The organism is Lysobacter hankyongensis (assembly GCF_039543145.1).
In the GTDB taxonomy this organism is placed as follows: Bacteria; Pseudomonadota; Gammaproteobacteria; order Xanthomonadales; family Xanthomonadaceae; genus Lysobacter_I; species Lysobacter_I hankyongensis.
In genome coordinates this window covers 225,105-251,366 of the sequence record NZ_BAABJE010000017.1, presented here as the reverse complement: position 1 = coordinate 251,366, position 26,262 = coordinate 225,105, and the positions used below count along the sequence as shown (strand labels likewise).

Below are 26,262 nucleotides of genomic sequence, written 5' to 3'. Positions count from 1 at the left end.
CGGCGATGCGCGCTATGCTCGACTCCCGTTCTTGCCAACCACTCCGCCAACCCCCGTAAGGAGATGCACATGTCGAAGAACCACTATCTGGACACCGAAGAGCTCGTCACCGACGCCAAGGTCGTGCTGGAGGATGTCGAGGCCATTCTGGAAGAAGCCGCCGGCGCCACCGGCGAGCGCGCGCAGGCGCTCCGCGCACGCGCCAGCGAAGCGCTGGGTCGCGCCAAGCAGCGGATGCAGGACGCCCAGACCGCGGTCGCCGCCAACACCAAGGCCGCCGCGCGCGCCGCGGACGATCTGGTGCATGAGCACCCGTGGGGCGCGATTGGCGTCGCCGCGGGCGTCGGCTTCCTGGTCGGCCTGCTCGTCTCGCGGCGCTGAGCCGCCCCCGGGCCATGGCGTCCCCGTTCGCTTCCGTGCGCCGCCTGTCGGCGGCCGCGGTCAATCTGCTGGTCTCGCGCGCCGAGTTCGCATCGTTGGAACTCGCTCAGACCCGCGCCCAATTCATGCGCTGGCTGATGCTGGCGCTGTCGGGCGCGGTGCTGGCGCTGGTGGCGTTGATCGCGGGTTCGGCATTGCTGACGGTGGTGTTGTGGCCGCGATTTGGCTGGATCACGCTCGCGGTGCTGGTGGCGCTGTATGCCATCGGCGCGATCTGGATGTTCCGCACCCTCGCCGCCGAGATGGCGGCCGCGCCGCCGGTGTTGTCCGAGACCCTGCGCGAATTGTCCAACGATCGCGACGCGTTCCTCGCCGGGCGCGGCCGCGGCGACGCCGGGGAGACGCCATGAGCGATCAGGCGAAGATGCGCGAACTGCGCATGGAAATGCTGCGCATGCGCGCGACCGTCGAACGCGCCGAAGTGGCTTCGGCGATGCGTGAACTGCGTGGCGGCACCGACCGTCTCCGCTCCTTCGGCAACGCCGCCGGCGGGATCGGTGCGGCGTTGGCGGGACGCAGCGGCTGGGTCGGTCTGCTCGCCGCGCTCGCGCGCAAACCCTGGGTCACCGCCTTCGCGCTCGGCGCGGTCCGGTCGTTGAAGCGCCGGCCGGTGCTGGCTGCAGTCGCGGTGGCCGCGGTGGTCGTCGGCCTGCGCGCTGCGCGCTCGTCGGCCGTCGAGCGGACGAGGCGTTAAGTTAACCCGGCATCAGCCGCGCGCGCACTTCGGCCGCCACCCGCGCGGTCTCGCGCAGCGGTTCCACGTCGAACGCATCGAGCCGAGCGTCCATCGCGCGGATGCGGCCGCGCGCGAGCAGGGCATCGAGGAAGGCGCGCGGACGCCCATGGACGCGCGGCGGGTCGAACACGAACACCGGTACGCGGGTGGCGCAGGCCTCGGAGATCATGTTCACCGAATCCGGCGAACACACGATGCGATCCGCCCAGGCGAGCAGGCCGGGATACGGGTTCGGGCCGTCCGCGGCATCGCGCCAGACCACGCCGGGCGTGCCGTCGTAACGATGCCGGAGCACATCGCGCAGTTCCTTCGGCGTGCGGCGCGAGGTCGTGAGCAGCACGCTGCCGCCGTCGCGGGCGAGCACCGCTTCGAATTTCGCGGCCATCACCTCGAACGCCATCCGGTCGAAGCGTGCGTGCGCGCTCATGCCGCCGAGCAGGAAGGCGGTGCGCGGCGCGGGCAGGGCCGCGAACGCGGAGAAGTCCGCGCGCGCCTGCGCCAGCCACGCATCGTCGACCGGATGCAGGCTGCCGAGCATGGGGATGACGTTCGATCCGCGCAGGCGGTCGTGTTCCGGCACTACCACCAGGTCCCAGTGCGACGGATGCAGGCGCGGATCGAGGATCTGCACGGCGCGGGCGCCGCGTTCCCGCAGCAGGCGGGTGGCGAGCGCGGCCTGGCGGCCGCAGCCGATGGCGATCCGAGGCGGCGATGCCAGACGGGCGGCGAAGTCCGGGCCAAAGGCATGTGCGACACCGGGCAGACGCCGCGGCGCGGCCCAGCGCCACGGTGCGCGTGGCATCAGAAGGTGATGAGAAGCCGGAGTGCCATCGTTCGCGATCAGGGTGGCCAGCGCTTCGGCCTGACGCGTATTCCCGGCGCGGCCATCGCTGAAAGCACAAATATGGGTTGAATCGACGGTTTGATTGCTCATTGTTCCGGATTTGACCCGATACGTTCTCGCGGTGCCGCTGCCACGGGCCTGCGCGGACTCTACACTGCCGCCTCGCTTTCATCTTCACACGCCCGGGACGACTCCGCCGATGTTCTCTTCGCTCAACGACACCGCTCTGGATCAGCTCTTCCGCAGCGCCCGTACCTACAACGCCTTTTCGGGCGACATCGACGACGCCACCCTGCAGCGTCTCTACGATCTGCTGAAGTGGGGCCCGACCGCCGCCAACGCCGGCCCCGCGCGGTTCGTGTTCGTGAAGTCGCCCGAGGCCAAGGCCCGCCTCGCCCCTGCGCTGGATCCGGGCAATCGCGACAAGACCCTCGCGGCGCCGGTCACCGTCATCGTCGGCTACGACATGGCCTTCTACGACAAGCTGCCGGTGCTGTTCCCGCACACCGATGCGCGGTCCTGGTTCGCCGGCAAGCCCGAGCCGGTGCTGGAGACCGTGGCCCTGCGCAACGGCAGCCTGCAGGGCGCCTACCTGATCCTCGCCGCCCGCGCCCTCGGCCTCGATTGCGGCCCGATGTCGGGCTTCAACAATGCGCTGCTGGACGAGGCCTTCTTCGCCGGCACCGCGATCCGCTCGAACTTCCTGGTCAACCTCGGCAAGGGCGACCCGACCTCGATTTTCCCCCGCTCGCCGCGCCTGGGCTTCGACGAAGCCTGTCGCATCGAGTGACGTTCCGCGCACCGTTTCGGCGGCCTGCCGCCTCTGTGTTACGCCTTCACGCCCTCTTCGCTGCACCCCCTTCCGTTTCCAGGAGAATTCCGATGAAACCCGCCCTGTTCAAGCGCCCGCTGCTCGCCGCCGCCCTCGCGATGGCCTCCACCGTCGCCTTCGCCGCGCCGCTGACCTACAAGATCGACGCCAACCACACCGACGTGGTCGCCAGCTGGAGCCATTTCGGCTTCTCCAACCCGATCGCCCATTTCGGCAAGGTCGACGGCTTCATCACCTACGATCCCGACAAGGTCGGCGCGTCGAAGGTCGAAGTGACGATCCCGCTGTCGGGCCTGAATTCGCATGTCGGCGATTTCGACGACCATCTGCGCAGTGACGATTTCTTCGACGCCGAAAAATTCCCGACCATCACCTTCAAGAGCACGTCGGTGAAGGCCGCCGGCCAGGGCAAGCTGTCGGTCACCGGCGATCTCACCATCAAGGGCATCACCAAGCCGGTGACCCTCGACGTGACCATCAACAAGATCGGCGTACAGCCGATGGCCAAGCGTGAGGCCGCCGGTTTCGCGGCCACCGCCACGATCAAGCGCAGCGATTTCGGCGTCGGCAAGTACGCGCCGAACGTCAGCGACGAAGTCACGCTGTCGATCACGACCGAAGCGATCGTGCCGAAGCCGGCGCCGGCCGCCGAAGCCGGGTCGACGAAGTAATCGACAGCCAGCGATGATTTCCCAAGACGGGCCGCCTCGCGCGGCCCGTTTCCGTTGCGGCTTCAGCCTGCGGCTTCCGGCGGCGGTGCGTCGAAGCGATAGGGCGTCGCCTGCGCCGACGCGCGCAGGCCGAATTCGCCCACGAATCCGGTGAGCCGCGGCATCCGCGAGAGATCCATCGGATTGCGGAACGGCAGGTGTTCCAGCAGGCAGAACAGCCCGAGATCGAACAGCGCGATCTTTTCCGCCGGCAGCTCGGAATGGATCGCATCGAGATGCGCGTCCAGCCAGTCGAGGCACCGCGCCAGACTGGTGCGCCGCTTGCGCGAGGTCGCGTCCGCCGGTCGTTTCGAGACGATCTCGTGGAAGACCACTTCCACCTGCGCGGCCATCGCATGCGCCACCACCTCGTGCGCGTTCATCAGCAGCGGTGTCGTGGCGTCTTCGGGCCAGGCGACGCGCATCGCGCCGTCGGGCGCCTGCCGCGCGATCCAGCGGCAGGCATTGAGGCTGCCCCAGACCACGACGTCGCCCTGGCGCACGGCCGGCAGTTTCAGCGCCGGATTGCCGGCGAACGCGGCCGGGTCGTCGCCGAGCAGGTCGTGGATGGGCTGCAGTGTGTAGTCCACGCCCAGCTCGTGCGCCAGCAGGCGGACCTGACGGGTGTAGTGCGAGCTCTGGCGGCCGACGATCTCGATCGTGGAAGACATGGCGCGATCCCTGGGGCGGTTCGCGCATCGTAGCGTCGCGGCCGGGTTAGAGCGTGTTATGTACTTTTTCATGTGCCGCGAAGGTCGTCTGCGGGCCTGAGCCAAGGCGCGCGCCGCGGCCAAGGCTGGTGGCCTTGGCAAGGTGCGCAACGCCGGATCGGGCCCGCAGACGACCTTCCCTCCGGGTTGCGCCCCTGTGGCGCCGATCCTGCGGCCCGCGGCTTGCCTTGGCCACCAGCCAAGGCTGCGCCACGGAACCTTGTCTCGACGCCACAGGCTGCGCAACGCGACGCATGAAAAAGTACATAACACGCTCTAAAATGCCGCTTCCGCGCAGGATGACCGCCATGACCGCCCAGCCCACCCAAGCCAACGCCCAGCAACGCTATGAAGTCCGCCGTGGCGACCTGCCGCTGAGCTGCCCGACCGCCGAGATGGCGCTGTGGAATTCGCATCCGCGGGTGTATCTGCCGATCGAAGCCGAAGGCGGCACGTCGACCTGCCCGTACTGCGGCGCGGTCTACCATCTCGTCGACTGAATCCGCCTCCTCGCCAGATCCCACCATGCGTCGCCTGACCGTGGTGCAACTGCTGCCGGCCCTGCAGTCCGGCGGCGTCGAACGTTCCACCCTCGAGATCGCCGATGCGCTGGTCCGCGCGGGTCATCGCGCCATCGTGGTGTCCGCCGGCGGCCGTCTCGTGCCGGCGCTGGAAGCTGCCGGCGCCGAACACATCGCGCTCGACATCGGCCGCAAATCGCCGCTCACCTTCCGCCATGTCCGCCGTCTGCGCGCGCTGTTCGCCGACAGCGGCGCCGACATCGTCCACGCGCGTTCGCGGCTGCCGGCATGGGTCGGCCGGTTCGCGCTGCGCGGCATGCCGGCGGCGCGGCGACCGCATTTCGTCACCACCGTGCATGGACTGAATTCGCCGTCGCGCTACAGCGCGATCATGGCCGCCGGTGAGCGTGTGATCTGCGTGTCCGACACCGTCCGCGCGCATGTGCTGCGGCATTACCCCAGCACCGATCCGGCGGTGCTGCGCACGATTCCGCGCGGCATCGATCCCGCCGCGTTTCCGTTTGCCCCGCATCCGGACCGCGCGGCGCGGGCGCGGATCGCCGCGCTGCATCCCGCATTGGGCGGCGATGGCCCGCTGCTGCTGCTGCCGGGACGCGGAACGCGGCTGAAGGGCCATGCCGATGCGCTGGCGCTGCTGGCCGCACTGCGCGGCGATGGGCTCGATGCGCGGCTATGGATGCCGGGCGCGCGCGAACCCGGGCGCGAGGCCTACATCGCCGGTCTCGAACGCGACGCCGCGCAGGCCGGATGCGCCGACGCGCTGGCGATCACGCCACCCACCGCCGCGATCGCCGAAGCCTACGCCGCGAGCGATCTGGTGCTGCAGGTGTCGCGCAAACCCGAAGCCTTCGGCCGCACCGTGATCGAAGCGCTGTCGGTCGGTCGGCCGGTGGTCGGCTGGGCCCACGGCGGCGTCGGCGAATTGCTGCGCGAACTGCAGCCGGCGGGCGCGGTGGCGCCGTTCGACGCGGACGCGCTGCGGCGCGCCGCAGGCGCGATGCTTCTGCAGCCCGAGATTTCGCAGGCCAAGATTTTGCAGGCCAAGCCCGCTACGATGCCGCAGCGGCTGCAGCGGTATTCGCTCGCAACGATGCAGGCCGCGACCTTGGCCTGTTATCGCGAACTCTGTCCGGAATGACCGCCGCACCCACCATCGCAAACGACATCGACACCGCGCCCGCGCTGCCCGCGGGCTGGCGTTGGGCGCCGTTCTGGGTGCTGGCCTTCGTCGCGCTGTGGCCGGCGCCGGGTGTCGCCGAAGCGGTGCTCGGGCTCGGCGCGCTGGTCGCCCTGGGCCGGCTGCTGTTCGTGCGCTTCCGTGGCGGTGGCGCGCTGCTCGGCGCGCAGGCGTGGGCGCTGACCAGCGTGATGTTCTTCGCCTACTGGCTACCGGAACTCATCGGCGCGATCGACGCGATCGACCGGACGCGTGCCTTCCGTGAAGTGGCATCGGATCTGCGCTATCTGCCGTTCCTGTGGCTGGCCGCGGCCGCGGTGGCCGATGCGCGCGGGCGTCGCATCACCTTCGGCGGTCTGGCCCTCATCGTCGGCGCCTGGAGCCTCGATGCGCTGATCCAGGCGATCTCCGGCACCAGCCTGCTGTTCGCCGGCATGGATGCGGCGAAGCTCGCGATCAGCGGACATCGTCTCTGCGACGCCAACGACTACCTGTTGCTCGATCGTCTAGGCGGCGTGCTCGGGCCCTGCAATCTCAAGCTCGGCGTGGTCCTCGCCAGCCTGTCGCCGTTCGCGCTCTACATGGCCGGCCGTCGATTCGGCCAATGGGGCTGGCTTGTCGCCGCGGCGCTGATCGGCCTGGTGATCCTGCTCGCCGGTTCGCGCGCGTCGTGGATCACCTATGGCCTCGTGCTGCTGCTGTCCGGCTGGCGGCTGCTCGGCCGCAAACGGTTGCTGGCGGTGTTCGCCCTCGGCGCCGTGTTGCTGCTGGGCCTCGGCGTGGTGTCGCCGCAGGTGCGCGAACGCATCGAGCGCACCACGCATGCCTTCAGTGCGGATCGCGACGGCGTCGACAGCGCGCTGTCCGGGCGCGGCCGGATCTGGGGCGCAGCCTGGTGTATCGCGACATCGCATCCGGTCAACGGCGTGGGTCCGCGCGGATTCCGCGAGGCGTTCCCGGCCTGCGATCCCGAATCCGGCGCGCTGGCCGAATGGGGCCTGGGGCCGGCGTTGCACGCGCATCAGATCGTGCTGGAAATCCTCAGCGAAACCGGCGTCATCGGCCTGCTGCTGTGGCTGGCCGGCGTGGCGACGGCGCGACGCGCATGGCGTTACGCCGAGCCTGCGGGCCGCCGCGCGGCCGAGCCGGCGATGCTGGCGCTGGTGGTGACGGTGTTCCCGTTCAACACCCACCTCGCGTTCTATTCGACGTTCTGGGGCGGGGCGACGCTGCTGCTGGCGGCGCTGTACGCGGGGAGTCTGCTCGGTCGGGAAACGCCCGCACCGGTTGCCGCTCAGTCGTAAACGCGCCCGCCGTCCGGGCGGCGTTTGAAGCGGCGGTGGATCCACAGGTACTGCTCGGGCGCCTCGCGCGCCATCGTCTCGATCGCGGCGATCACCCGCGCGGTGTCGGCATCGGCGTCGTCGGAAGGAAACGCGTCGAATGCCGGCCAGAAGCGCAGCGTGTAGCCGCCGTCGTCGCGACGGAAGTGCTGGAACATCACCACCGCCGCGCCCGAGAGGCGCGCCAGCTGATGAGTCGATTTCAGGCTCTTCGCCGGCTGCCCGAAGAACGGCACGAACGCGCTGTCGCCCTTGCTCGGGTCCTGATCCGGCGCGTACCACAGCAGGCCGCCGCGTTTCAGATGCCGCGCCACGCCGCGCACGTCGTCCTTGGCGAACATGCCTGCGGCGTAGCGCGAACGCCCGCGCAGCACCGCCCATTCCATCGCCGGCTGCGGATAGGGCCGGTACATGCCAGCCAGCGGCACGTGGTCGCAGGCCAGTCGCGCGCACATCTCCAGGGTCGTGAAATGTCCCGAGACCACGATCACGCCGCGGCCGGCGGCGCGCGCGCGCTCGATGTGCTCCACGCCTTCGACCACCAGCCCGAGGCGCTGCGGTGCCACCGAGCCCCACCAGGCGCGGCCGAATTCGAACAGCGCGATGCCCAGCGCCGCGAAGTGGCGGCGCAGCAGGGCGTCGCGCGCGTCGGCGTCCAATTCTGGAAAGCACAGTTCGAGATTGCGTGCGGCGACCCGCCGACGATCGCGCAGCGTCCAGCGCAGGATGTTGCCGATGGCGCCGCCGAGCGCACGCTGCAGCGGCCACGGCAGCCGCGCCAGCAGCGTGAGCGCGCCGATGCCCAGCCACGTGGGCCAGTGTCGGGGCGAACGGGGCGGCGGGGCGTCGAACGTGAAGGACATGGCGCATTGTAAGGGCGCGGCCCCGCGCTTCGACCCGCGTCACCGATCATCGCGACCCGGTATCCTGTGCCGATGCGGGCTGGCACCTTCGAGCGCACGATCGAACTCACCCTGCGCGGCCTGTATTCGGCCGCGCTGTATCTGCTGCTGCCGGTCACCGTCTACCACCTGATCTGGCGCGGTTTCCGGCAGCGGGCCTATCTGCTGCGCTGGCACGAGCGCTACGCCCGCTACGGCACCACCGCGGAAGGCGGCGATCATCTCTGGGTGCATGCGGTGTCGGTGGGCGAAGTGAACGCCGCCGCGCCGCTGATCAATGCGCTGCTGCGCGAATATCCGCGCCGGTGGGTGCTGGTGACCACGATCACGCCGACCGGTTCGGACCGGGTGCGCGCGCTCTGGGGCACGCGCGTGGCGCATGTCTATCTGCCCTACGACCTCACCGGCGCGGTCGGCCGATTCCTCCGCCATTTCAAGCCGTGCATCGCACTGATCGTCGAGACCGAGTTGTGGCCGAACCTGTTGTTCGCCTGCCGCGACCACGGCATTCCGGCGCATCTCATCAACGCCCGGCTGTCCGAGCGTTCGCTGCGCGGTTATCGCGCGCTGCGTCCGCTGGTGGGCCGCGCGCTGCGCACGCTGCGCACCGTCGCCGCGCAGTCTGATGCCGACGCCGGGCGTTTCGCGCGACTGGGCGCCCGCGAAGACCAACTGGTCGTCTACGGCAATCTGAAATTCGACATGCGCGTGGATCCGACCATCGCGACGTCGGCGCTGGCGTTGCGCAGCCGCATTCCCGGGCGCCCGGTCTGGATCGCGGCCAGCACCCATCCGGACGAAGAAGCGCTGGTGCTCGCGATCGACCGCCGGCTGCGCCTGCGCTGGCCCGATCTGCTGATGCTCTGGGCGCCGCGGCATCCCGAACGCTTCCGTCCCGCGACCCAGCTGGCGATCGAAACCGGACTGCAGGTGGCGACGCGCACGCTCACCGTGGCGCCGGAAGCCGACGACGCGGTGTTCGTGATCGATACGCTCGGCGAGCTGATGCTGTTCTACGCCTGCGCGGATGTCGCCTTCGTCGGCGGCAGCCTGCAGCCGGTGGGCGGGCACAATCTGCTGGAGCCCGCCGCGGTCGGCACCGCCATCGTCACCGGCCCGCATCTGCACAACTTCAGCGACATCGCCGAACAACTGCGCAGGGCCGACGCCGTGCGCATCGCCGCCGACGCCGACGCGGTGGCCGCGGAGCTCGAAACGCTGTTGTCGGATCCGGATGCGCGCATGCGCATGGCCGAAGCGGGGCGCGCGCTGGTCGAACAGGGGCGTGGCGCGCTGCGGCGCACGATGCAGATGGTCGATCGATCGATCTGAACGGATCGATTCGCATCTTCCGATCCAATCGCTTGATCGAAGCCGCAGTCGCATGCGATCGGAGTCGATGGGCTCGATCAAAAACGCGTTGTCGATCGAAACGGTTTTCTGTTGAGTCCCATTTGTTTGATCCGGATCGACTCTTCGCGAAAGCCGTCGCGCTACAAAGATGGCGCGGGGCATCGCCTGTCGGCGATGTCCACCGCAACCCCGTTGAAGATGAGGAGACGTGTCATGCGACGTGCTGTTCTCACTGCATTGGCGGCAACCGCGCTGGCGTTCGGCATGGCCGCGCCGGCACCGGCGCAGGCTGCCACGGAACTGTCACTTTGCACGGAAGCGAATGTGTGGTCGGCCGAGGTGATCGATCTGCCGATCCTGGGCGGTTATGCGCAGTTGTACTACCTGTGCACGCCCGAGGGCTGGATGTTGTTCGGCGCCACGTATTGCGTCGGCGGAAACTGCAGCTCCGATTGACGATGCGCATGCCGCAGCGCGCGATCTCCGCTGCGGCGCGAGGATTCCCTCGCCCGGAAAACGCCGAAGGGCCGCGTCTTGCGGTGCGGCCCTTCGTTCGATGCGCCGTGATCGGATGCCGTCAGGGCGAAGACTTCGGCGCCGCATCCACGGTCAGCAGGCGATTGATGTCCTGCAGGTCTTCGATATCCAGCGTGCCGGCGGCCTGTTCGAGCAACAGCCGGTTCTGCAGGAAGTTGTAACGCGACTGGGCGTATTCCTGCTCGGCATTGAACAGCGTCTGCTGATTGTTCAGCACGTCGAGCACCGTGCGCGTGCCGACTTCCAGGCCGACCTGCGAAGCTTCGTACGCGCTGCGCGCCGAGAACACGGCGGCCTTGCGCGCTTCGACTTCGCTCACGCCCGCGACCAGCGTGCGATAGGCGTTGCGGGTGTTGCGAACCAGCGCGCGTTTCTGCTGTTCGAGCTCGTCGCTGGTGGCATCGCGCTGGGAGATGGCCTGGCGCACGCCGGACTGGGTGCCGCCGCCGGCGAAGATCGGGATCGACAGCGTCAGCCCGAGGCTGCGCGAAGCGCTTTCGCGCTCGAAGTCGGCGGTGGCGTTGAGCAGATTGTCGGTGGAGTCGCCGTCGGTGCGGGTGCGGCCGAGGTTGGCGCCGAAATACACCGTGGGATAGTGTCCGCCACGCGCGACTTCGATGCCGGATTCGGCCGACTTCACGCGATATTCCTGGGCCTTGAGGCTCGGATTGTTGTCCAGCGCGGACTGCACCCAGCCTTCCGAGTCCATCGAAGAGGGCAGTTCGGGCTGGAAATCCTGCGGCAGCGCCTTCAGCGCCCGCACGTCGCGGCCGGTGATCTCTTCCAGCGCGCGATATGCGTCTTCCAGCGCGTTGGCGGTGACGATGGTGTTGGCGCGGGCGCGATCGTACTGCGCGCGGGCTTCGTGCACGTCGGTGATCGGCGCCAGGCCGACTTCGAGGCGCTTGTCCGCGAAATCGAACTGCTTCTTCAGTGCGGTTTCCTGCGCCTGCGCCGCGGCCAGGGTTTCCATCGCGATCAGGACGTTGAAATACGCCGTGGACGTGCGCGTGATCAGCTGGTCGCCGGCCGCCTCGAGCTGGAAGTCGCCGGCCTGCGCCAAGGCGTTCTGGCTGCGCGCGCGATTGATCGCGCTGTGGTCGTACACCATCTGGTTCAGACGGACCCCGATGTCGCGGGTGGTCGAGTCGCTGCTGCCGTCGGAGACGGTGGGCGCGGACGACTCGTCGTCGCCGTCGGAGCGGGTATAGGACGCCGTGCCGTTGACCTGCGGCAGCAGCAACGAGCGCGCCTGCACCGCGCCTTCGCGTGAGATCAGGCGATTGGCTTCGGCCGCGGACAACTGGGGATCGCTGTTGCGCGCGAGCTCGTAGGATTGGAGCAGGTCTTCGGCCTGCGCGCCGAGCGGCAGCACCAGCAATGCGAGGGCGAGGGCGAGGGGGCGGCGAGTCATGGGGTTCCTTCTTGATCTTGATTGGACGATCCGCGTCCGCGGGTCGGTCGGATCACAAATGGAATTGCGGAATGGGGGCGCCGCCGACGAGATACGGCAGCTCGGTCTCGAACAGCGATTCGATCTCGAAACCGGCGGCGTTGTCCGCGGGTTTCACGAGGGCCGCCTCCATCGCCGGGGCGCGGCCGTGGACCAGGAACATGCGGCCGCCGGGGCGCAACCATTTCAGGAAGTGGACGGGCACTGTCGCGACCGCTCCGCCGACGCAGATCGCGTCGAAACGGCGTTCGCCGTCCCAGGCGAAGGCATCGGCGACATCGATGCGCACGTTGCCGATGCCCTGCGCCTGCAGCCGCTGGCGCGCGGTCTCGGCCAGGTCGGCATGCAGTTCGAGGCCGACGACGTCCCGCGCGAGGCTGCCGAGACAGGCCGAGAGGTAACCGCTGCCGACGCCGATCTCCAGCACGTCCTCGCCCGCGGCGATGGACAGCGCCTGGAGTGTGCGGCCTTCCAGCACCGGCTTCATCATCGATTCGCCATGGCCGATGGGCAGCGCCAGATCGGCGTAGGCCAGCGCGCGGTGCGCCTCCACCACGAAACGCTCGCGCGGCAGTCGCGCCAGGGTTTCGAGGACGCGGGCATCGAACACGTCCCAGGGGCGGACCTGCTGTTCGACCATGGTTTCTCGGGCTTTGGCGTAATCGATCGTCATGCTCGTGTCTCTCGCAGCGGCTGTGTTCGCGGGTCTGGTTCAGGAGGGCAAGTTTAACGGGGCAGCGCTGCGTCCGTTGACGTCAGCATCGCTTCAACCGGGGTTTTCGGCTGAGTGCCGGAAGTCACCGGGACCGTGGTCACGGGCTCGGCTGGGCCTGGAATCGCGGTCACGGGAGTCATTCCCGGGGGCTCCGACCGGTGCCGTAGGCGCGCAGGAACAGGTCCACGGTCGCTTCGATATGGCATTCGACCTCGCTGTTCGAAGGCGCACCGGCGCACATGCCGCAGAGCATCTGCATGTGCATTTCGCCCTTGATCAGGCAGAAGAACTGCGACGAGGCGCGGGCGATGTCCGGGACCTGCAGTTCGCCGCGGGCCACGCATGCGCGCAGGAATTCGCCGAAGGTGTCCTTCACCTGCTGCGGGCCCGCCTGCCAGAACAGCTCGCGGACATGGTCGTCGCCGGTACCCGGCATCATCATCATGCGTTGCATGCCGATGGCTTCCTCGCTGGCGGCGAGAGAGAAGAATGCGCGGGCGATCACGGTGAGCTGTTCGCGCAGGTCGCCTTCCAGGCCGGCCAGAAACAGCGTCGTCGGCAGCTGTTCCTCGCATTTTGCGCGGATCGCGGCGCTGAACAGCGAATCCTTGTCGCCGAAATGGCTGTAGACGGTCAGTTTGGACACGCCGGCATCGGCGGCGATCTGGTCCATGCTCACGCCGTCGAAGCCGTGCTGGGAGAACAGGCGCTTGGCGACATCGAGAATCGCGGCGCGCTTGCCGAGATCCTTGGGGCGGCCGGGACCCGCCGCTTTGGGCGCGTCGTTCGGCTCGGGCGGGTGGTTCGTTGCCATCATGGTTTCAATACTAGACTAATTGGTTTGTTATTTATACGATACCGGCAAGTTCATTAATCCCGGATCCCGGGCACACGAGGCAGCACCATGGCGATCGACAGGAAAGCGGGCTTGAAGGCGGCGGGAATGCTGCTGGTGGCGGTGGTCCTGTCCGCATGCGGCAATGGTGAACGAACGCCCTCGTCGGCACGGCCGGTGCTGGTGGCGCGGGCCGGAGCCGTCTCCGGTCACGGTCAGGACAACCTGACCGCCTATGCCGGCGAAATCCGCGCCCGCGAGGAAACGGCGCTGTCGTTCCGGGTCGGCGGCAAACTGGTGCGTCGTCTTGTGGATGTCGGCGATCGCGTGCGCAGCGGCGATGTCCTTGCCGAGATCGATCCGGGCGACCTGCGGCTGCAGGTCGAGGCGCTGCAGGCCCAATCCTCGGCCGCCGAGGCGCAGCTCGCCCGCGTGCGTGCCGATCATGCCCGCATCGCCAGCCTCGCCAAGGATCAACTCGTCAGCCGCTCCGCGCTCGACCAGCAGACCGCCGCGTTGCGCGCCGCCGAAGGCGATGCCCGCGCCGCGCGCGCCCAACTCGATCTTGCCCGCAACCAGGCCGGCTACAGCCAACTGCGTGCGCCGCGCGACGGTGCGATCGCCAGCCGTCAGGCCGAAGCCGGGCAGGTCGTCGCCGCCGGGCAGGCGGTGTTCGGGCTGGCCGCCGACGGCGGCCGCGAAGTCGCCTTCGCGCTGCCGGAAAGCAATATCCGCGATTTCCAGGTCGGCCAGCCGGTACTGATCGAACTGTGGAGCGCCGCCGGCGTACGCATTCCGGGCCGCATCCGCGAGATCGCGCCCGCGGCCGATCCGCAGGCACGCACCTACGCCGCACGCGCGACGCTCGACGGCGCCGAGGGCCAACGCATCGATCTCGGCCAGAGCGCGCGGGTCTACATTCCCGCAGGCGGCGAGGTCGGCGCGATGCGCCTGCCGCTGTCGGCCCTGCACCGCGGCGACGGCGACAAGACCATCGTCTGGGTGGTCGATCCCAAGGCGGGCAAGGTGCGTCGCGTGGCCGTGAAAACCGGCCCCTACGCCGCCGATGGCGCTGCGGTCCTTTCCGGCCTGAAGCCGGCCGACTGGGTGGTGATGGCGGGCGGCCATCTGTTGCACGAAGGCCAGGACGTGATCCCGGTCGATCGCAGCAATCGCCCGATCGCGTCGAACTGACCGGAGCGCCGACATGAGCATCGACCGTTCCGGCGCGATCCGCGATTGCCGCGTGCCCGTGCCGACCCGACGCATCCGCGGGGAGGGCTGAGCATGCGTCGATTCAATGTTTCCGAGTGGGCGCTGGCGAACCGTTCGCTGGTGCTCTACATGATGCTGGTGCTGGCGATCGTCGGATTCATGTCGTATCGCAGCCTCGGCCAGTCGGAAGACCCGCCGTTCACCTTCAAGGTGATGGTGGTGCGCACGATCTGGCCGGGCGCCACCGCCGAGGATGTCTCGCGCGAGATCACCGATCGCATCGAAAAGAAGTTGATGGAGACCGGCAACTACGAGGAAGTGCTCTCGTATTCCCGTCCCGGCGAATCGCAGGTGTTCTTCATCGCGCGCGATTCGATGCACAGCCGCGAACTGCCCGAGCTGTGGTACCAGGTGCGCAAGAAGGTCGGCGACATCCGCCCGACCTTGCCCGAGGGCACGGTCGGCCCCTTCTTCAACGACGAATTCGGCGACACCTACGGCAACATCTACGCGCTCTCCGGCAAGGGCTTCGACTATGCCCTGCTGAAGGACTACGCCGAGCGCCTCGAACTCGAACTGCAGCGCGTGCCGAACGTCGCCAAGATCGAGCTGATCGGCCTGCAGGACGAGAAGATCTGGATCGAACTGTCGAACACGAAGCTCGCCACGCTCGGCATTCCGCTGCCGGTCGTGCAGCAGGCGCTGGCCGAACAGAACGCGGTGACCGCTGCGGGTTTCTTCGAGACCGGCACCGACCGCGTGCAACTGCGGGTGACCGGCGCGTTCCGGTCGGTGGAGGAGATCCGCGCCTTCCCGATCCGCGTCGGCGACCGCACGCTGCGGCTCGGAGACATCGCCACGGTCACCCGGGGCTATGCCGATCCCGCGCAACCGCGCATCCGTTACATGGGTGAGGACGCCATCGGCATCGGCGTGTCGATGAAGCACGGCGGCGACATCCTGCAGCTCGGTCAGGCGCTGGACGAAGCGACCGCACGCCTGCGTCCGACCCTGCCGGTCGGCATGGAGCTGCATCGTGTCGCCGATCAACCCGCCGCGGTCCGCGATTCGGTCGGCGAATTCCTGCGCGTGCTCGCCGAGGCGGTGATCATCGTGCTGCTGGTGAGTTTCTTCTCGCTCGGCCTGCGCACGGGGCTGGTGGTCGCGGTCAGCATCCCGCTGGTGCTGGCGATGACCTTTGCGGTGATGCAGTACTTCGGCATCGGCCTGCACAAGATCTCGCTGGGCGCGCTGGTGCTGGCGCTGGGCCTGCTGGTCGACGACGCGATCATCGCGGTCGAGATGATGGCGATCAAGATGGAGCAGGGCTATTCGCGCCTGCGCGCGGCGGCGTTCGCGTACGAAAGCACGGCCTTCCCGATGCTCACCGGCACGCTGGTGACCGCGGCCGGCTTCCTGCCGATCGCGACCGCGGCGTCGAGCACCGGCGAGTACACGCGGTCGCTGTTCCAGGTGGTGACGATCGCGCTGCTGGTGTCGTGGGTGGCGGCGGTGCTGTTCATTCCGTATCTCGGCGACAAGATGCTGCCGGAGCCGAACGCCCTGCCGAAACCCGGGTCGCTCGAAGGCCGCATCCGCGCGTTCCGCGAGCGTCTCGCCGATCGCTGGCCGCAGTACGCCGGTCTGCTCGGTCCGGCGCCGGTCGCGGCCGAAGGCGCGCACGCGCACGATCCCTATCACACCGCGTTCTACCAGCGCTTCCGCGGCGTCGTGCGCTGGTGCATCCGGCGTCGCTGGCTGGTGATCGGTTCGACCCTGCTGGCCTTCGTGGTTTCGATCGCGCTGTTCCGGTTCGTGCCGCAGCAGTTCTTCCCGGATTCGACCCGGCTGGAACTGATGATCGACGTGGAGCTGGCCGAAGGCAGTTCGCTCAAGGCGACCGAGGCCGCGGCGCACCGGCTGGAGAAACTGCTCTCCACCCGCAGGGAAGTCGAGAACTACGTCGCTTACGTCGGCACCGGTTCGCCGCGTTTCTATCTGCCGCTGGATCAGCAGTTGCCGGCGTCCAACTTCACCCAGTTCGTGGTCCGCACCCGCGACATCGACGCGCGCGAAACGCTGCGCGAATGGCTGATGCACGACGTGCGCCTGCAGTTCCCCGAACTGCAGGTGCGCGTGACCCGGCTCGAAAACGGCCCGCCGGTGGGTTATCCGATCCAGTACCACATCTCCGGCGAACACGTCGAACGCGTCCGCGCCATCGCGGAAGAGGTGATGGCGAAGGTCCGCGAGAATCCGAACGTCATCAACGTCAATCTCGACTGGGGCGAGCAGAGCCGGATCGTGCGCCTGGTCATCGATCAGGACCGCGCCCGCGCCCTCGGCGTGAGCACCGAGCATCTGGCCAATTTCCTGTCCAGCTCGCTGTCGGGCCTGCGCGTGAGCACCTATCGCGAGGACAACGAACTGATCGAGATCCTGCTGCGCGGGCCGGAAGAAGAACGCGCGCGGCTGGAACTGCTCGGCAGCCTCGCGGTGCCGACCACCCAGGGCGGCACCGTGCCGGTGATGCAGGTCGCGCGGCTCGAATCGACGTTCGAGGACGGCGTGATCTGGCATCGCAACCGCCTGCCGACCATCAACGTGCGCGCCGACATCGGCAACGGACTGACGCCGGACACGGTGACGAAGCAGATCGACGGCACGCTCGATGGCATTCGCGCCAAGCTGCCCAGCGGTTATCAGCTCAGCGTCGGCGGCAGCGTCGAGGATTCCGCGCGCGGCCAGAATTCGATCAAGGCCGGCATGCCGCTGTTCGTGTTCGTGGTGATCACGCTGCTGATGCTGCAGTTGCGCAGCCTGTCGCGGGTGTTTCTGGTGATGACCACCGCACCGCTCGGCCTGATCGGCGTGACCCTGTTCCTGCTGGTGTTCCGGGTGCCGTTCGGCTTCGTCGCGATGCTCGGCGTGATCGCGCTGTCGGGCATGATCATGCGCAACTCGGTGATCCTGGTCGACCAGATCGAACAGGACATCGCCAGCGGCCACGACCGCTGGACCGCGATCGTCGAATCCACCGTGCGCCGCTTCCGTCCGATCGTGTTGACCGCGCTGGCCGCGATCCTGGCGATGGTGCCGCTGTCGCGCAGCGCGTTCTTCGGGCCGATGGCGGTGGCGATCATGGGCGGGCTGATCGTCGCCACCGCGCTCACGCTGCTGTTCCTGCCCGCGCTGTACGCCGCCTGGTTCCGCGTGCGCGCCAGCGAAGTCGGTACCGGCACGGCCGCCTGATCGTTCTTCTCGTTTCGCGCTTTCGCATCCGGGCCGCCCCGCGGCTTCCTCCCCCTCCCACCGCGGGCGGCCCGGGTTGCGATTTCCGGTTTGTACCGGACTGCGCTAGTGGCAATGCCTGTCATCCCGAGCCGCAGGCGAGGGACCTGCTTTCGAGCATCGCATCCAGCCGTATTTCACGATGAGGCGATGACGCCGTCTGCGATGCATCGCGCTCCCGACGTCGCGCTGGCATATCTTGGTAGAGCGGCTTTCAGGCCGCTGCCCCCGTGCACGCGAGCGAAAGCAGCGGCCTAAAGGCCGCTCTACCGGCTCAGCAACCGCTCGCGCAGCGCCGCATCGTCCGCCGTCAGCGCTTCGCCATACGCCGGCCGCGCAAGACAATCCGCCAATGCCGGCGGCACTTCCACCCCATGCCTCACCAGCGGTTCGACGATGCTGTCGAACTTCGCGGGGTGCGCGGTCGCGACGACCGCCCAGGGGCGCGTATCGCCCTGTGCGCGAAGATTGTCCAGCACGTGCAGGCCGCAGGCGGTGTGCGGGCAGGGGACGATGCCGTGGCGTTCCGGGGCGATGGCAATCGTCGTGCGAATGGTCGCATCGTCGACCGCATGCGCCGATACCGCGGCGCGCAGCGCGGCGTCGTCGGCGTGCCAGTGGCGCAGGCGTTCGAAATTGCTCGGTGCGCCGACATCCATCGCGTTGGCGAGCGTCGCCTTCGTCGCTTCCGGCGCGTAGTCGCCGCCGGCGAAAAACCGCGGCAGGACGTCGTTGGCGTTGGTGGCGAGCACGAGGTCGCCGATCGGGAACCCCATCCGTTTCGCCAGCAGTGCGGCGGCGGCGTTGCCGAGGTTGCCGGTGGGCACGATCAGATTCAGCACGGTCCCGTGCTGCGCGAAAAAATTGCGTGCGGTGTGCGCGTAGTAGGCCAGCTGCGGCAACAACCGGCCGAGGCTGATGCTGTTGGCCGAGGTCAGCGCCATGCGTTCGCGCAGGTCGCGGTCGGACAGCGCGGTCTTCGCCATGCGCTGGCAATCGTCGAAGCTGCCGTCGACCCGGAACGTGCGCACGTTGTCGCCCCAGCATTCCAGTCCGTGCGCCTGGCGCGGCGAGACGCGGCCGTCGGGGTAGAGGATGACGACTTCGAACCCCGGGCGGCGATGGAACGCACCCGCGACCGCCGCGCCGGTATCGCCGGAGGTGGCGACGAGAATCGTCGTGACCGGTGCATCCGGCGCGCGCAGCGCAGACAGGCATTCGGCCAGGAAACGCGCGGCGTAATCCTTGAACGCGGCGGTCGGGCCGTGGAAGAGTTCCAGCAGATGATCGCCGTGGCCGCGCATCGGCACCAGCGGTGCATCGAAATCGTAGGCGCGCGCGCACAGTGCGGGGAGGCGTTCACGCAGCGACGAATCGACGAAGAAGGGTGCCAGCGCTTCGGTCGCGGTCGCGGCCAGCGAGGGCGATGCGGTCTGCGTCGTCGACGGCGCGAAGGCGGGAATGCGTTCCGGCACGTAGAGGCCGCCGTCGGGCGCGAGGCCGGCGATCAGGGCCGCATCGATGCCGGTCGGCGGTGTGCCGCCGCGGGTGCTGACGAAACGCATCAGAGCACCTCCGCACGCGGGGCCGCGACCGGCGACACGTAGGCGCGCGCGTCGTAGCCCGCGGCGACGAAGGCCGCACGCATCACGGGCGCTGCCGCTTCCGCCTTCGCCTTCGACGCGAACCACGCGAACACGCTCGGGCCCGCGCCGGAAATGCTGGCGCCGAGTGCGTCGTGATCGAGTGCGGCCTGCTTGACCGCGGCGAAGCCGGGAATCAGCGGGGCGCGCCGTGGCTCGACCAGCACGTCGTGCAGGCCTTCTCGGATCATGCGCGCGTCGCCGCGCTGCAGGCCGGTGAGGAACAGCGCGAGATGGGTGCTCTGGGCGACGAACTGCGACAGCGGATAAGGGTCGGACAGCGCCGCACGCGCGCGACGCGTTTCCAGCACCTGGTCGGGATGCACCACCACGCAGTGCAGCCAGCTTGGCACGGGCAGCGGAATCATCCGTTCCTGCGTCGCCAGGACCACGCCGCCGAGCAGCATCGGCGCGACGTTGTCGCCGTGCAGACTGCCGCTGGCGACGGCTTCGCCCTGCAGCGAGAACGGATACAGCGCGTCGCGCGACAGCGGCGTGTCGAGCAGTGCGTTCGCGGCGATCAGTGCGGCTACGCACGAGGCCGCCGAGCCGCCGAGCCCGGAGCCCAGCGGAATGCCTTTCTCCAGTTCGATCGCGAAACCGCAGGGCAAGTCCAGCGCGTCGCGCAGCGCGATCAGCGCGCGGCCGGCGGTGTTGCGCGCGGCCTCGAGCGGCAGCGCGTCGACGCCGGGCACGTTGCCGCGGATCGCATCGATCCGCACCTCGGGCGCGTCGATGCGGCGCACGATCGCGATGTCGCGCGGGCCATCGATGGCGTGACCGAGCAGATCGAAGCCGACGCCGATGTTGCCGACGCTGGCGGGCGCGAATGCGCGCGCGACGGCGTCGGCGGCTCGTCGCTGTCGGGGTTCGGCATCGGCCGGGAATGCGCTCATGCGTGGGCTCCGAAAGGACGCGCACCGAGCGTGCCCGCGATCGCGAGGATATCGCCGAACACGCCCGCGGCGGTCACGTCGGCGCCGGCGCCCGGGCCCTGCACCACCAGCGGGTTGTGCGCGTAGCGGCGGGTGCGGAACTGGATGAGGTTGTCGGTGAGCCGGCTGGACAGGCTGGCGTGACCCGGTTCGGGCATCGCCAGGCCCACCCGCGCCTGGCCATCGGCATCGAGCTGCGCGAGATAGCGCAGCCCGCGGCCCTGCGCGCGCGCGGCGTCGAGTCGGGCCTGCATCGGCGCGTCGAGTTCGGACAGCCGTTCGAGGAATTCCTCGCGCGACACCGACTGCAGATCCGCGGGCACCAGGCTTTCGATGTCGATGTCGGACAGCGACAGCGAGGCGCCGGCCTCGCGCGCCAGGATCACGAGTTTGCGCGCGACATCGGTGCCGCTGAGGTCGTCGCGCGGGTCCGGTTCGGTGTAGCCCAGGCCCTTGGCTTCGGCGACCAGCGCGGAGAACGGCACGCTGCCGTCGTAGCGGTTGAACAGCCACGCCAGCGTGCCCGAGAGCACGCCTTCGATGCCGGTGAGCGCATCGCCGGTGTCCAGCAGCGAGCGCAGGGTCTGGATCACCGGCAGGCCTGCACCGACGGTGGCCTCGTAGCGGAACAGACCGCCGCGTTTCTCGGCCTCGCGGATCGCGCGGTAGCGCGCCCAGTCGCCGCTGCCGGCGTGCTTGCTCGGCGTGACCACGTGGATGCCCATCGCCAGCCATTCGGGATAGCGCGCGGCGACCGCGTCGCTGCCGCTGCAGTCGACGATCAGCGCGTGCGGAAGATGTTCGGCGCGGATGTGCGCGGCGAAACGATCGAGGTCGAGTGCTTCGCCCTCGGCGAGCGCGTCGATCGCGGCGGCCGGATCGAGGCGTCCGTTGGCCAGCGCCATGCGCCTGCTCGATGCCACCGCGCGCAGGCGCAGGTCGAGGCGATGTTCCATCCGCGGCTCGTCGGCGAAGCGCGGCAGCGCATCGGCCAACTGCGCGAGCAGCGCGCGGCCGACGTTGCCCGGGCCGATCAGGCCGACCGACAGGGTCGCCGGCGACAGCCAGAACGCGCTGTGCGCAGCGCGCAGACCGCGCACGGCGTCGACGTCGTCGATGGCGACCGAGATGTTGCGTTCGCTCGCGCCCTGCGCGATCGCGCGGATGTTCACCCGTGCCCGCGCCAGCCCTTCGAACAGCCGCGCGGATACGCCGGGCATGCCGACCATGCCGTCGCCCACCGCGGCGAGCACGGCGATGCCCGGGGTGGCGTCCACGCCTTCGACCTGGCCGTCGGCGATGGCCTCGCCGAAGGCGTCGCGCACCGCGTCGCGCGCGCGTTCCGCCTGCGCCGCCGGCACCACGCAGCAGATCGAATGTTCGCTGGAGCCCTGCGAGATCACGGTGACCGACACGCCGGCCGCATGCAGCGCGGCGAACATGCGTTCGGCGGTGCCGGGCACGCCGATCAGACCGGCGCCGGAGAGTTCGAGCAGCGCCATGTCGCGCACCAGGCTCAGGCCTTTCACCGGCGATGCGCCGGTGCGCTGCGCATCGTCGGCGATGCGCGTGCCTGGCGCAGCGGGATTGCGCGAGTTGCGGATCAGGATCGGCAGACGCGCCTGCATCGCCGGCGCCATCGTCTGCGGGTGCAGCACCTTGGCGCCGAAATACGCGAGTTCGCAGGCTTCGGCATAGGACATCGCCGGTAGGCAGACGGCGTCGGGCACCAGTCGCGGATCGGCGCTGAGCACGCCGTCGACGTCGGTCCAGATGGTGAGATCTTCGGCGTCGAACAATACCGCGAAGATCGCGCCGGAGTAGTCGCTGCCGTTGCGGCCGAGCGTGGCCGGGCGGCCGTCGGCGTCGCGGGCGACGAAGCCGGTGATCACCACGTCGGGCTGTGGATGATGCGCGCGCCACGCGGCGAAGCGCTCGCGGGTGCGCGGCCAGTCCACGGCGACGCCGAGTTCGCCCGGATGCGCGACCAGCACTTCGCGGGCATCGAGCCGGGCCCAGCCGGCGTCTTCGCCGCCGAGCGCGGCCTGCAGCAGCCGCGACGACCACACTTCGCCGAGGCCCTGTACCGCGGCGAAATCGTGCGCGTCGAGCGCGCTGCCCTCTGCGCCATCCTCTGCGATTCGGGTGAGCAATGCGGAGAGCATCGCGCATTCGGCGTCCAGCCACGACACCAGTGCGTGGCGATCGGCGCCGTCCAGACGATACGCGGTGGCCAGATGCTGATCGCGCAGTGCCGACCACGCGTCCTGCCAGTCGCGGCCGGCCGCCGCGGATTCGGCCAGCGCGGTCAATGCGTCGGTGACGCCCTGCATCGCCGAGACCACCACGGCGCGCGGCTGCGCGGCGTCCTGCAGCAGGGCGGCGACGTGGCGGTAGCGGTCGGCATCGGCGACGCTGCTGCCGCCGAACTTGTGCGCGCGATGGCGCGGCTGCGCCGGTTCGGGCGCGGGGCGTTGCGCGGGGCGTTCGGCGGAAGCGTGTTGCGCGGGCGAATCCATGGGTCAAGCTCCTGGTGGGAGCCCCGCATCTTCATGTCCGTCGGGTGCCAGCCCCGCGGACCCTGGTCGGGTGCGGGGCGGAAGTCGAAGGGGTCAATCCGTTTCGCTGCCGCAGCCCGCACCGCCGGTGGTACCCGTCCCGGTGGAGGTGGTCGTGGTCGCGATCGACGCGGCGCAGATCCCGCGCGGAGCGCGGGTGGCGGCGGTGTCGATGGCGAACGGGCTGTGCATGGAACAGGTGTAAACGATGCGGGGGCGGGGCGTCAAATGGTTTTTCGGTCAACAGCGATGACCACGTCGTATGTCTGTAGCGCTGTGGTAGAGCGGGCTTCAGCCCGCTGCGCCTCATGACAGAAAAGGCAGCGGGCTGAAGCCCGCTCTACCGTGCGTCATCGGCATGTACTCAATCGCGCAGCACCACCGCCTCGCATTCGACTTCGAGCCGTGCGATCACCGCGGCGGCCATGGCGTCGGTGCCGAGTGGTGGGCGCGCTGCGATACCCGTTAGCGCGAGATCCGCGGTCAGCGCGCCGCCGTCGATCGCATCGGCCACCGCCTTTTCGATGCAGCGCGCTTCGGCGTCCAGGCCCAGCGAATGCCGCAGCAGCATCGCCGCGCTGAGGATCGCGCCGCACGGGTTGGCGATGCCACGACCGGCGATGTCGGGGGCCGAGCCGTGGATCGGCTCGTACACACCGCCGCGGCCTTCGCCGAGCGAGGCCGACGGCAGCAGGCCCATCGAGCCGGCGAGCATCGACGCCTCGTCGGTGAGGATGTCCCCGAACATGTTCTCGGTGACGATCACGTCGTACTCGCGCGGCTTGGCGATCAGGTGCATCGCCATGCTGTCGACCAGCTGATGCTCCAGACGCACGTCGGGGAATTCGTCGCGCGCCACGCGGGTGGCGACCTGACGCCACAGGCGCGAGGTTTCCAGCACGTTGGCCTTGTCCACCGAGACCACGAACTTGCGCCGGCCGCGCGCCAGCGTGCAGGCGCGGCGGACGACGCGCTCGATCTCGGCGACCGTGTATTCGCACAGATCGGAGGCGGCGATATCGGTGCGCGTGCGCCGGCCGAAGTAGACGCCGCCGGTGAGTTCGCGCACCACGATCATGTCGACGCCGGTCAGCAGGTGCGACTTGATCGGCGACGCGGTCAGCGCCACCGGATGGGTGCGCACCGGGCGCAGGTTCGCGTACAGGCCCAGCGCCTTGCGCAGTTTGAGCAGACCCTGTTCCGGACGGATCTCGCCGTCGCTCCACTTCGGCCCGCCGACCGCGCCGAGCAGGATCGCGTCGGCCTTGCGGCAGGCGTCGAGGGTGGCGTCGGACAGCGGTGCGCCTTCGGCGTCGATGGCGGCGCCGCCGATCAACCGGGTCTCGAAACGGAAGGTGTGGCCATAGCGGCGGCCCGCGGCCTGCAGCACCGCGACCGCGGCGGCCGTCACTTCCGGGCCGATGCCGTCGCCCGGCAATACGACGATGTCAGCGTGCATGGAAAGCGTCCTCGTAACGTTGGATGTGGGGTGTCTGTTTCAGCAGATAGCCGAGCTGGTCGACGCCTTCGAGCAGGCAGGTGCGGGCGAAGCCGTCGATCGGGAAGGCGTAGCGGCGGCCGTCGGGCAGTGCGACGGTGGCGGCGGCGACATCGATCTCGAGTTCGATGCCCGGCGTCGCGAGCAGTTCGTCGACCACGGCCGCATCCAGCACCACCGGCAGCAGGCCGTTCTTCAGCGCGTTGCTGCGGAAGATGTCGGCGATCTCGGCGCTGATCACCGCGCGCAGGCCGAAGTCGCGCAGCGCCCACGGTGCGTGCTCGCGCGAGGAACCGCAGCCGAAATTGCGTCCGGCCACCAGGATCCGCGCGCCCTGCGCCTCGGGGCGGTTGAGCGGGAAGTCGGGATCGGGCGTGCCGTCGTCGCGCCAGCGCCAATCGTTGAAGGCGTGCTTGCCGAGACCTTCGCGCGAGGTGGTGGTGAGGAACCGCGCCGGAATGATGCGGTCGGTGTCGATGTTGCGCTCCGGCAGGCAGACGGTGCGCGAGCGGACGTGGGTCAGGGGTTCGGCGCTCATGCCGCGTGCTCCTGCAGGAAATCGCGCGGATCGACCAGATGGCCGGCGATCGCGCAGGCCGCCGCGGTGTACGGCGAGGCCAGCACGGTGCGCGCCTCGCGGCCCTGGCGGCCTTCGAAATTGCGGTTGCTGGTGGACACCGCGAGCTGTCCCGATCCGACCAGATCGCCGTTCATCGCGATGCACATCGAGCAGCCGGGCTCGCGCCATTCGGCGCCCGCGGCGCGGACGATGCGGTCGATGCCTTCGGCTTCGGCATCGCGTTTGACCTGCACCGAGCCGGGCACCACCAGCATCCGCACCCGCGGGTGCACGGTCTGGTCGAGCAGCACTTCCGCGACCTGGCGCATGTCGCTCAGGCGGCCGTTGGTGCAACTGCCGACGAACACCACGTCCACCGGCTGGCCCAGCAGCGATTGGCCGCCGTCGAAACGCATGTAGTCGAGCGCGCGCTGCGCGTCGGCGCCGTCCGCGACCGGAATCCGGGCGTCGATGGCCGCGACCTGGCCCGGATGCGTGCCCCAGGTGACGGTCGGCCGGATCTCGCGCGCATCGATCCGCACGACGCGGTCGAAGCGGGCGCCGTCGTCGCTGCGCAGCGTACGCCACTGCGCCAGCGCCGCGTCCCACGCGTCGCCCTTCGGCGCGCGCGGCGTGTTCGCGAGCCATGCGAAGGTGACGTCGTCCGGTGCGATCAGTCCGGCGCGCGCGCCGGCCTCGATCGACATGTTGCAGACCGTCATCCGTTCTTCCATCGACAGCGCGCGGATCGCGCTGCCGCGGTATTCGATGACGTGTCCGGTGCCGCCGTCGACGCCGATCGCGCCGATCACGTGCAGGATCAGATCCTTCGCGGTGACGCCGGGGCCGAGCGCGCCGTCGACCTCGATCGCGAGCGTCTTCGCCTTGCGCTGCAACAGGCACTGGGTGGCGAGCACGTGGCCGACCTCGCTGGTGCCGATGCCGAAGGCCAGCGCGCCGAACGCGCCGTGCGTGGCGGTGTGGCTGTCGCCGCAGACGATGGTCGAGCCGGGCAGGGTCAGGCCGAGTTCGGGGCCGATGACGTGGACGATGCCGCGGTGGTCGCTGCCGAAATCGAACAGTTCGACGCCGTGGCGCGCGCAGTTCGCGCGCAGCGTGCGCACCTGGTGTTCGGCGTCGGCGGTGTAATACGACAGCGCGCCGTCGGCATCCGGCGGCGAGGTCGGCGTGCTGTGGTCGAGGGTGCCCTTGGTGCGGTCCGGGCGGCGCACGGGCAGCCCGCGCGCTTCGAGTTCGGCGAAGGCCTGCGGCGTCGTCACTTCGTGGATCAGATGCAGGTCGATGTAGAGCACGGCGGGTGCGTCGGCGGTTTCGGGGACGACGACGTGCGCATCCCAGAGTTTTTCGAACAGGGTGCGCGGCGCGTCGGGCGTCGCGATGTCGGGCGTCGGATCGGAGGTCATGGGTGGTGG

The 26,262-nt window shown here is 69.2% G+C and carries 24 protein-coding genes; 12 read left to right on the top strand and 12 right to left on the bottom strand.

What is annotated here, in order from left to right; all coding sequences use genetic code 11:
* Window positions 1–69: 69 nt before the first annotated feature.
* The 3 genes from ABD974_RS16310 to ABD974_RS16300 are packed head-to-tail and all read left to right on the top strand — an operon-like array spanning window position 70 to window position 1,135.
* Window positions 70–381, top strand: a complete 312-nt coding sequence (locus ABD974_RS16310) for an ElaB/YgaM/YqjD family protein (RefSeq protein WP_345304392.1) — start codon at window positions 70–72, stop codon at window positions 379–381.
* Window positions 382–395: 14 nt separating this feature from the next.
* Window positions 396–791 carry a phage holin family protein gene (locus ABD974_RS16305; RefSeq protein WP_345304391.1) on the top strand — a complete coding sequence of 132 codons (396 nt, stop codon included), beginning with the start codon at window positions 396–398 and terminating at the stop codon, window positions 789–791.
* Window positions 788–1,135, top strand: coding sequence for a hypothetical protein (locus tag ABD974_RS16300; RefSeq protein WP_345304390.1), 348 nt, complete (start codon window positions 788–790; stop codon window positions 1,133–1,135). Before ABD974_RS16305 ends, ABD974_RS16300 begins: the two co-directional genes overlap by 4 nt.
* A 1-nt stretch (window position 1,136) precedes the next feature.
* Here the strand turns inward: ABD974_RS16300 and ABD974_RS16295 are convergent, their stop codons facing one another.
* On the bottom strand, window positions 1,137–2,111 hold the full coding sequence (locus ABD974_RS16295) for a mitochondrial fission ELM1 family protein (protein ID WP_345304389.1): 975 nt from the start codon (window positions 2,109–2,111) through the stop codon (window positions 1,137–1,139).
* 109 nt (window positions 2,112–2,220) lie between these two features.
* On the opposite strand from ABD974_RS16295, the gene ABD974_RS16290 reads away from it, so the two are divergent.
* Together ABD974_RS16290 and ABD974_RS16285 are read left to right on the top strand one after the other, a co-directional pair.
* Window positions 2,221–2,811 carry a malonic semialdehyde reductase gene (locus ABD974_RS16290; RefSeq protein ID WP_345304388.1) on the top strand — a complete coding sequence of 197 codons (591 nt, stop codon included), beginning with the start codon at window positions 2,221–2,223 and terminating at the stop codon, window positions 2,809–2,811.
* A 92-nt stretch (window positions 2,812–2,903) separates the two neighbouring features.
* A complete protein-coding gene (locus ABD974_RS16285; RefSeq protein WP_425562721.1) occupies window positions 2,904–3,524 on the top strand; it encodes a YceI family protein in 621 nt (206 codons plus the stop codon).
* Between the two features lie 62 nt (window positions 3,525–3,586).
* Here ABD974_RS16285 and ABD974_RS16280 read toward each other — a convergent pair whose 3' ends face one another.
* Window positions 3,587–4,234, bottom strand: coding sequence for a glutathione S-transferase family protein (locus ABD974_RS16280; RefSeq protein WP_345304387.1), 648 nt, complete (start codon window positions 4,232–4,234; stop codon window positions 3,587–3,589).
* Between the two features lie 347 nt (window positions 4,235–4,581).
* On the opposite strand from ABD974_RS16280, the gene ABD974_RS16275 reads away from it, so the two are divergent.
* Genes ABD974_RS16275 through ABD974_RS16265 form a run of 3 tightly spaced genes read left to right on the top strand, consistent with a single transcriptional unit; the run spans window position 4,582 to window position 7,296 of the window.
* Window positions 4,582–4,773 carry a zinc-finger domain-containing protein gene (locus tag ABD974_RS16275; protein WP_345304386.1) on the top strand — a complete coding sequence of 64 codons (192 nt, stop codon included), beginning with the start codon at window positions 4,582–4,584 and terminating at the stop codon, window positions 4,771–4,773.
* 25 nt (window positions 4,774–4,798) lie between these two features.
* Window positions 4,799–5,953 carry a glycosyltransferase gene (locus ABD974_RS16270; protein ID WP_345304385.1) on the top strand — a complete coding sequence of 385 codons (1,155 nt, stop codon included), beginning with the start codon at window positions 4,799–4,801 and terminating at the stop codon, window positions 5,951–5,953.
* The gene (locus ABD974_RS16265; protein ID WP_345304384.1) at window positions 5,950–7,296 is read left to right on the top strand and encodes an O-antigen ligase family protein; all 1,347 of its coding nucleotides are present in this window, start codon (window positions 5,950–5,952) and stop codon (window positions 7,294–7,296) included. Before ABD974_RS16270 ends, ABD974_RS16265 begins: the two co-directional genes overlap by 4 nt.
* On the opposite strand, the gene lpxL is transcribed toward ABD974_RS16265, so the two are convergent.
* Window positions 7,287–8,198 carry an LpxL/LpxP family Kdo(2)-lipid IV(A) lauroyl/palmitoleoyl acyltransferase gene (gene lpxL / locus ABD974_RS16260; RefSeq protein ID WP_345304383.1) on the bottom strand — a complete coding sequence of 304 codons (912 nt, stop codon included), beginning with the start codon at window positions 8,196–8,198 and terminating at the stop codon, window positions 7,287–7,289. The genes ABD974_RS16265 and lpxL overlap by 10 nt on opposite strands.
* Before the next feature lie 72 nt (window positions 8,199–8,270).
* On the opposite strand from lpxL, the gene waaA reads away from it, so the two are divergent.
* Together waaA and ABD974_RS16250 are read left to right on the top strand one after the other, a co-directional pair.
* The gene (waaA, locus tag ABD974_RS16255) at window positions 8,271–9,569 is read left to right on the top strand and encodes a lipid IV(A) 3-deoxy-D-manno-octulosonic acid transferase (RefSeq protein WP_345304382.1); all 1,299 of its coding nucleotides are present in this window, start codon (window positions 8,271–8,273) and stop codon (window positions 9,567–9,569) included.
* A gap of 234 nt (window positions 9,570–9,803) precedes the next feature.
* Window positions 9,804–10,046 (top strand): hypothetical protein, encoded by a 243-nt coding sequence (locus ABD974_RS16250; RefSeq protein ID WP_345304381.1) that lies wholly within the window; start codon window positions 9,804–9,806, stop codon window positions 10,044–10,046.
* A 121-nt stretch (window positions 10,047–10,167) separates the two neighbouring features.
* Here ABD974_RS16250 and ABD974_RS16245 read toward each other — a convergent pair whose 3' ends face one another.
* From ABD974_RS16245 to ABD974_RS16235, 3 genes are all read right to left on the bottom strand, one after another.
* A complete protein-coding gene (locus tag ABD974_RS16245; RefSeq protein ID WP_345304380.1) occupies window positions 10,168–11,541 on the bottom strand; it encodes a TolC family outer membrane protein in 1,374 nt (457 codons plus the stop codon).
* A 52-nt stretch (window positions 11,542–11,593) separates the two neighbouring features.
* On the bottom strand, window positions 11,594–12,253 hold the full coding sequence (locus ABD974_RS16240) for a protein-L-isoaspartate O-methyltransferase family protein (RefSeq protein ID WP_345304379.1): 660 nt from the start codon (window positions 12,251–12,253) through the stop codon (window positions 11,594–11,596).
* A gap of 178 nt (window positions 12,254–12,431) precedes the next feature.
* Window positions 12,432–13,109, bottom strand: a complete 678-nt coding sequence (locus tag ABD974_RS16235; protein WP_345304378.1) for a TetR/AcrR family transcriptional regulator — start codon at window positions 13,107–13,109, stop codon at window positions 12,432–12,434.
* A 90-nt stretch (window positions 13,110–13,199) separates the two neighbouring features.
* Between ABD974_RS16235 and ABD974_RS16230 the strand changes: the two genes are divergently transcribed.
* Together ABD974_RS16230 and ABD974_RS16225 are read left to right on the top strand one after the other, a co-directional pair.
* Window positions 13,200–14,324, top strand: a complete 1,125-nt coding sequence (locus ABD974_RS16230) for an efflux RND transporter periplasmic adaptor subunit (protein WP_345304377.1) — start codon at window positions 13,200–13,202, stop codon at window positions 14,322–14,324.
* A 93-nt stretch (window positions 14,325–14,417) separates the two neighbouring features.
* Window positions 14,418–17,597, top strand: a complete 3,180-nt coding sequence (locus ABD974_RS16225) for an efflux RND transporter permease subunit (protein ID WP_345304376.1) — start codon at window positions 14,418–14,420, stop codon at window positions 17,595–17,597.
* A 305-nt stretch (window positions 17,598–17,902) separates the two neighbouring features.
* Here the strand turns inward: ABD974_RS16225 and thrC are convergent, their stop codons facing one another.
* From thrC to leuC, 6 genes are all read right to left on the bottom strand, one after another.
* Window positions 17,903–19,201: a threonine synthase gene (gene thrC, locus ABD974_RS16220; protein WP_345304375.1), complete on the bottom strand. Its 1,299-nt coding sequence runs from the start codon at window positions 19,199–19,201 to the stop codon at window positions 17,903–17,905.
* Window positions 19,201–20,175, bottom strand: a complete 975-nt coding sequence (locus tag ABD974_RS16215; protein WP_345304374.1) for a homoserine kinase — start codon at window positions 20,173–20,175, stop codon at window positions 19,201–19,203. Before ABD974_RS16215 ends, thrC begins: the two co-directional genes overlap by 1 nt.
* Window positions 20,172–22,733: a bifunctional aspartate kinase/homoserine dehydrogenase I gene (thrA, locus tag ABD974_RS16210; protein WP_345304373.1), complete on the bottom strand. Its 2,562-nt coding sequence runs from the start codon at window positions 22,731–22,733 to the stop codon at window positions 20,172–20,174. The genes ABD974_RS16215 and thrA overlap by 4 nt, the downstream gene beginning before the upstream one ends.
* Window positions 22,734–23,136: 403 nt before the next feature.
* Window positions 23,137–24,231, bottom strand: a complete 1,095-nt coding sequence (gene leuB / locus ABD974_RS16205) for a 3-isopropylmalate dehydrogenase (RefSeq protein WP_345304372.1) — start codon at window positions 24,229–24,231, stop codon at window positions 23,137–23,139.
* Complete coding sequence (gene leuD, locus ABD974_RS16200; protein WP_345304371.1) at window positions 24,221–24,808, bottom strand: 3-isopropylmalate dehydratase small subunit; 588 nt, start codon at window positions 24,806–24,808, stop codon at window positions 24,221–24,223. The genes leuB and leuD overlap by 11 nt, the downstream gene beginning before the upstream one ends.
* Window positions 24,805–26,253 carry a 3-isopropylmalate dehydratase large subunit gene (leuC, locus tag ABD974_RS16195; protein WP_345304370.1) on the bottom strand — a complete coding sequence of 483 codons (1,449 nt, stop codon included), beginning with the start codon at window positions 26,251–26,253 and terminating at the stop codon, window positions 24,805–24,807. Before leuC ends, leuD begins: the two co-directional genes overlap by 4 nt.
* Window positions 26,254–26,262 lie beyond the last annotated feature (9 nt).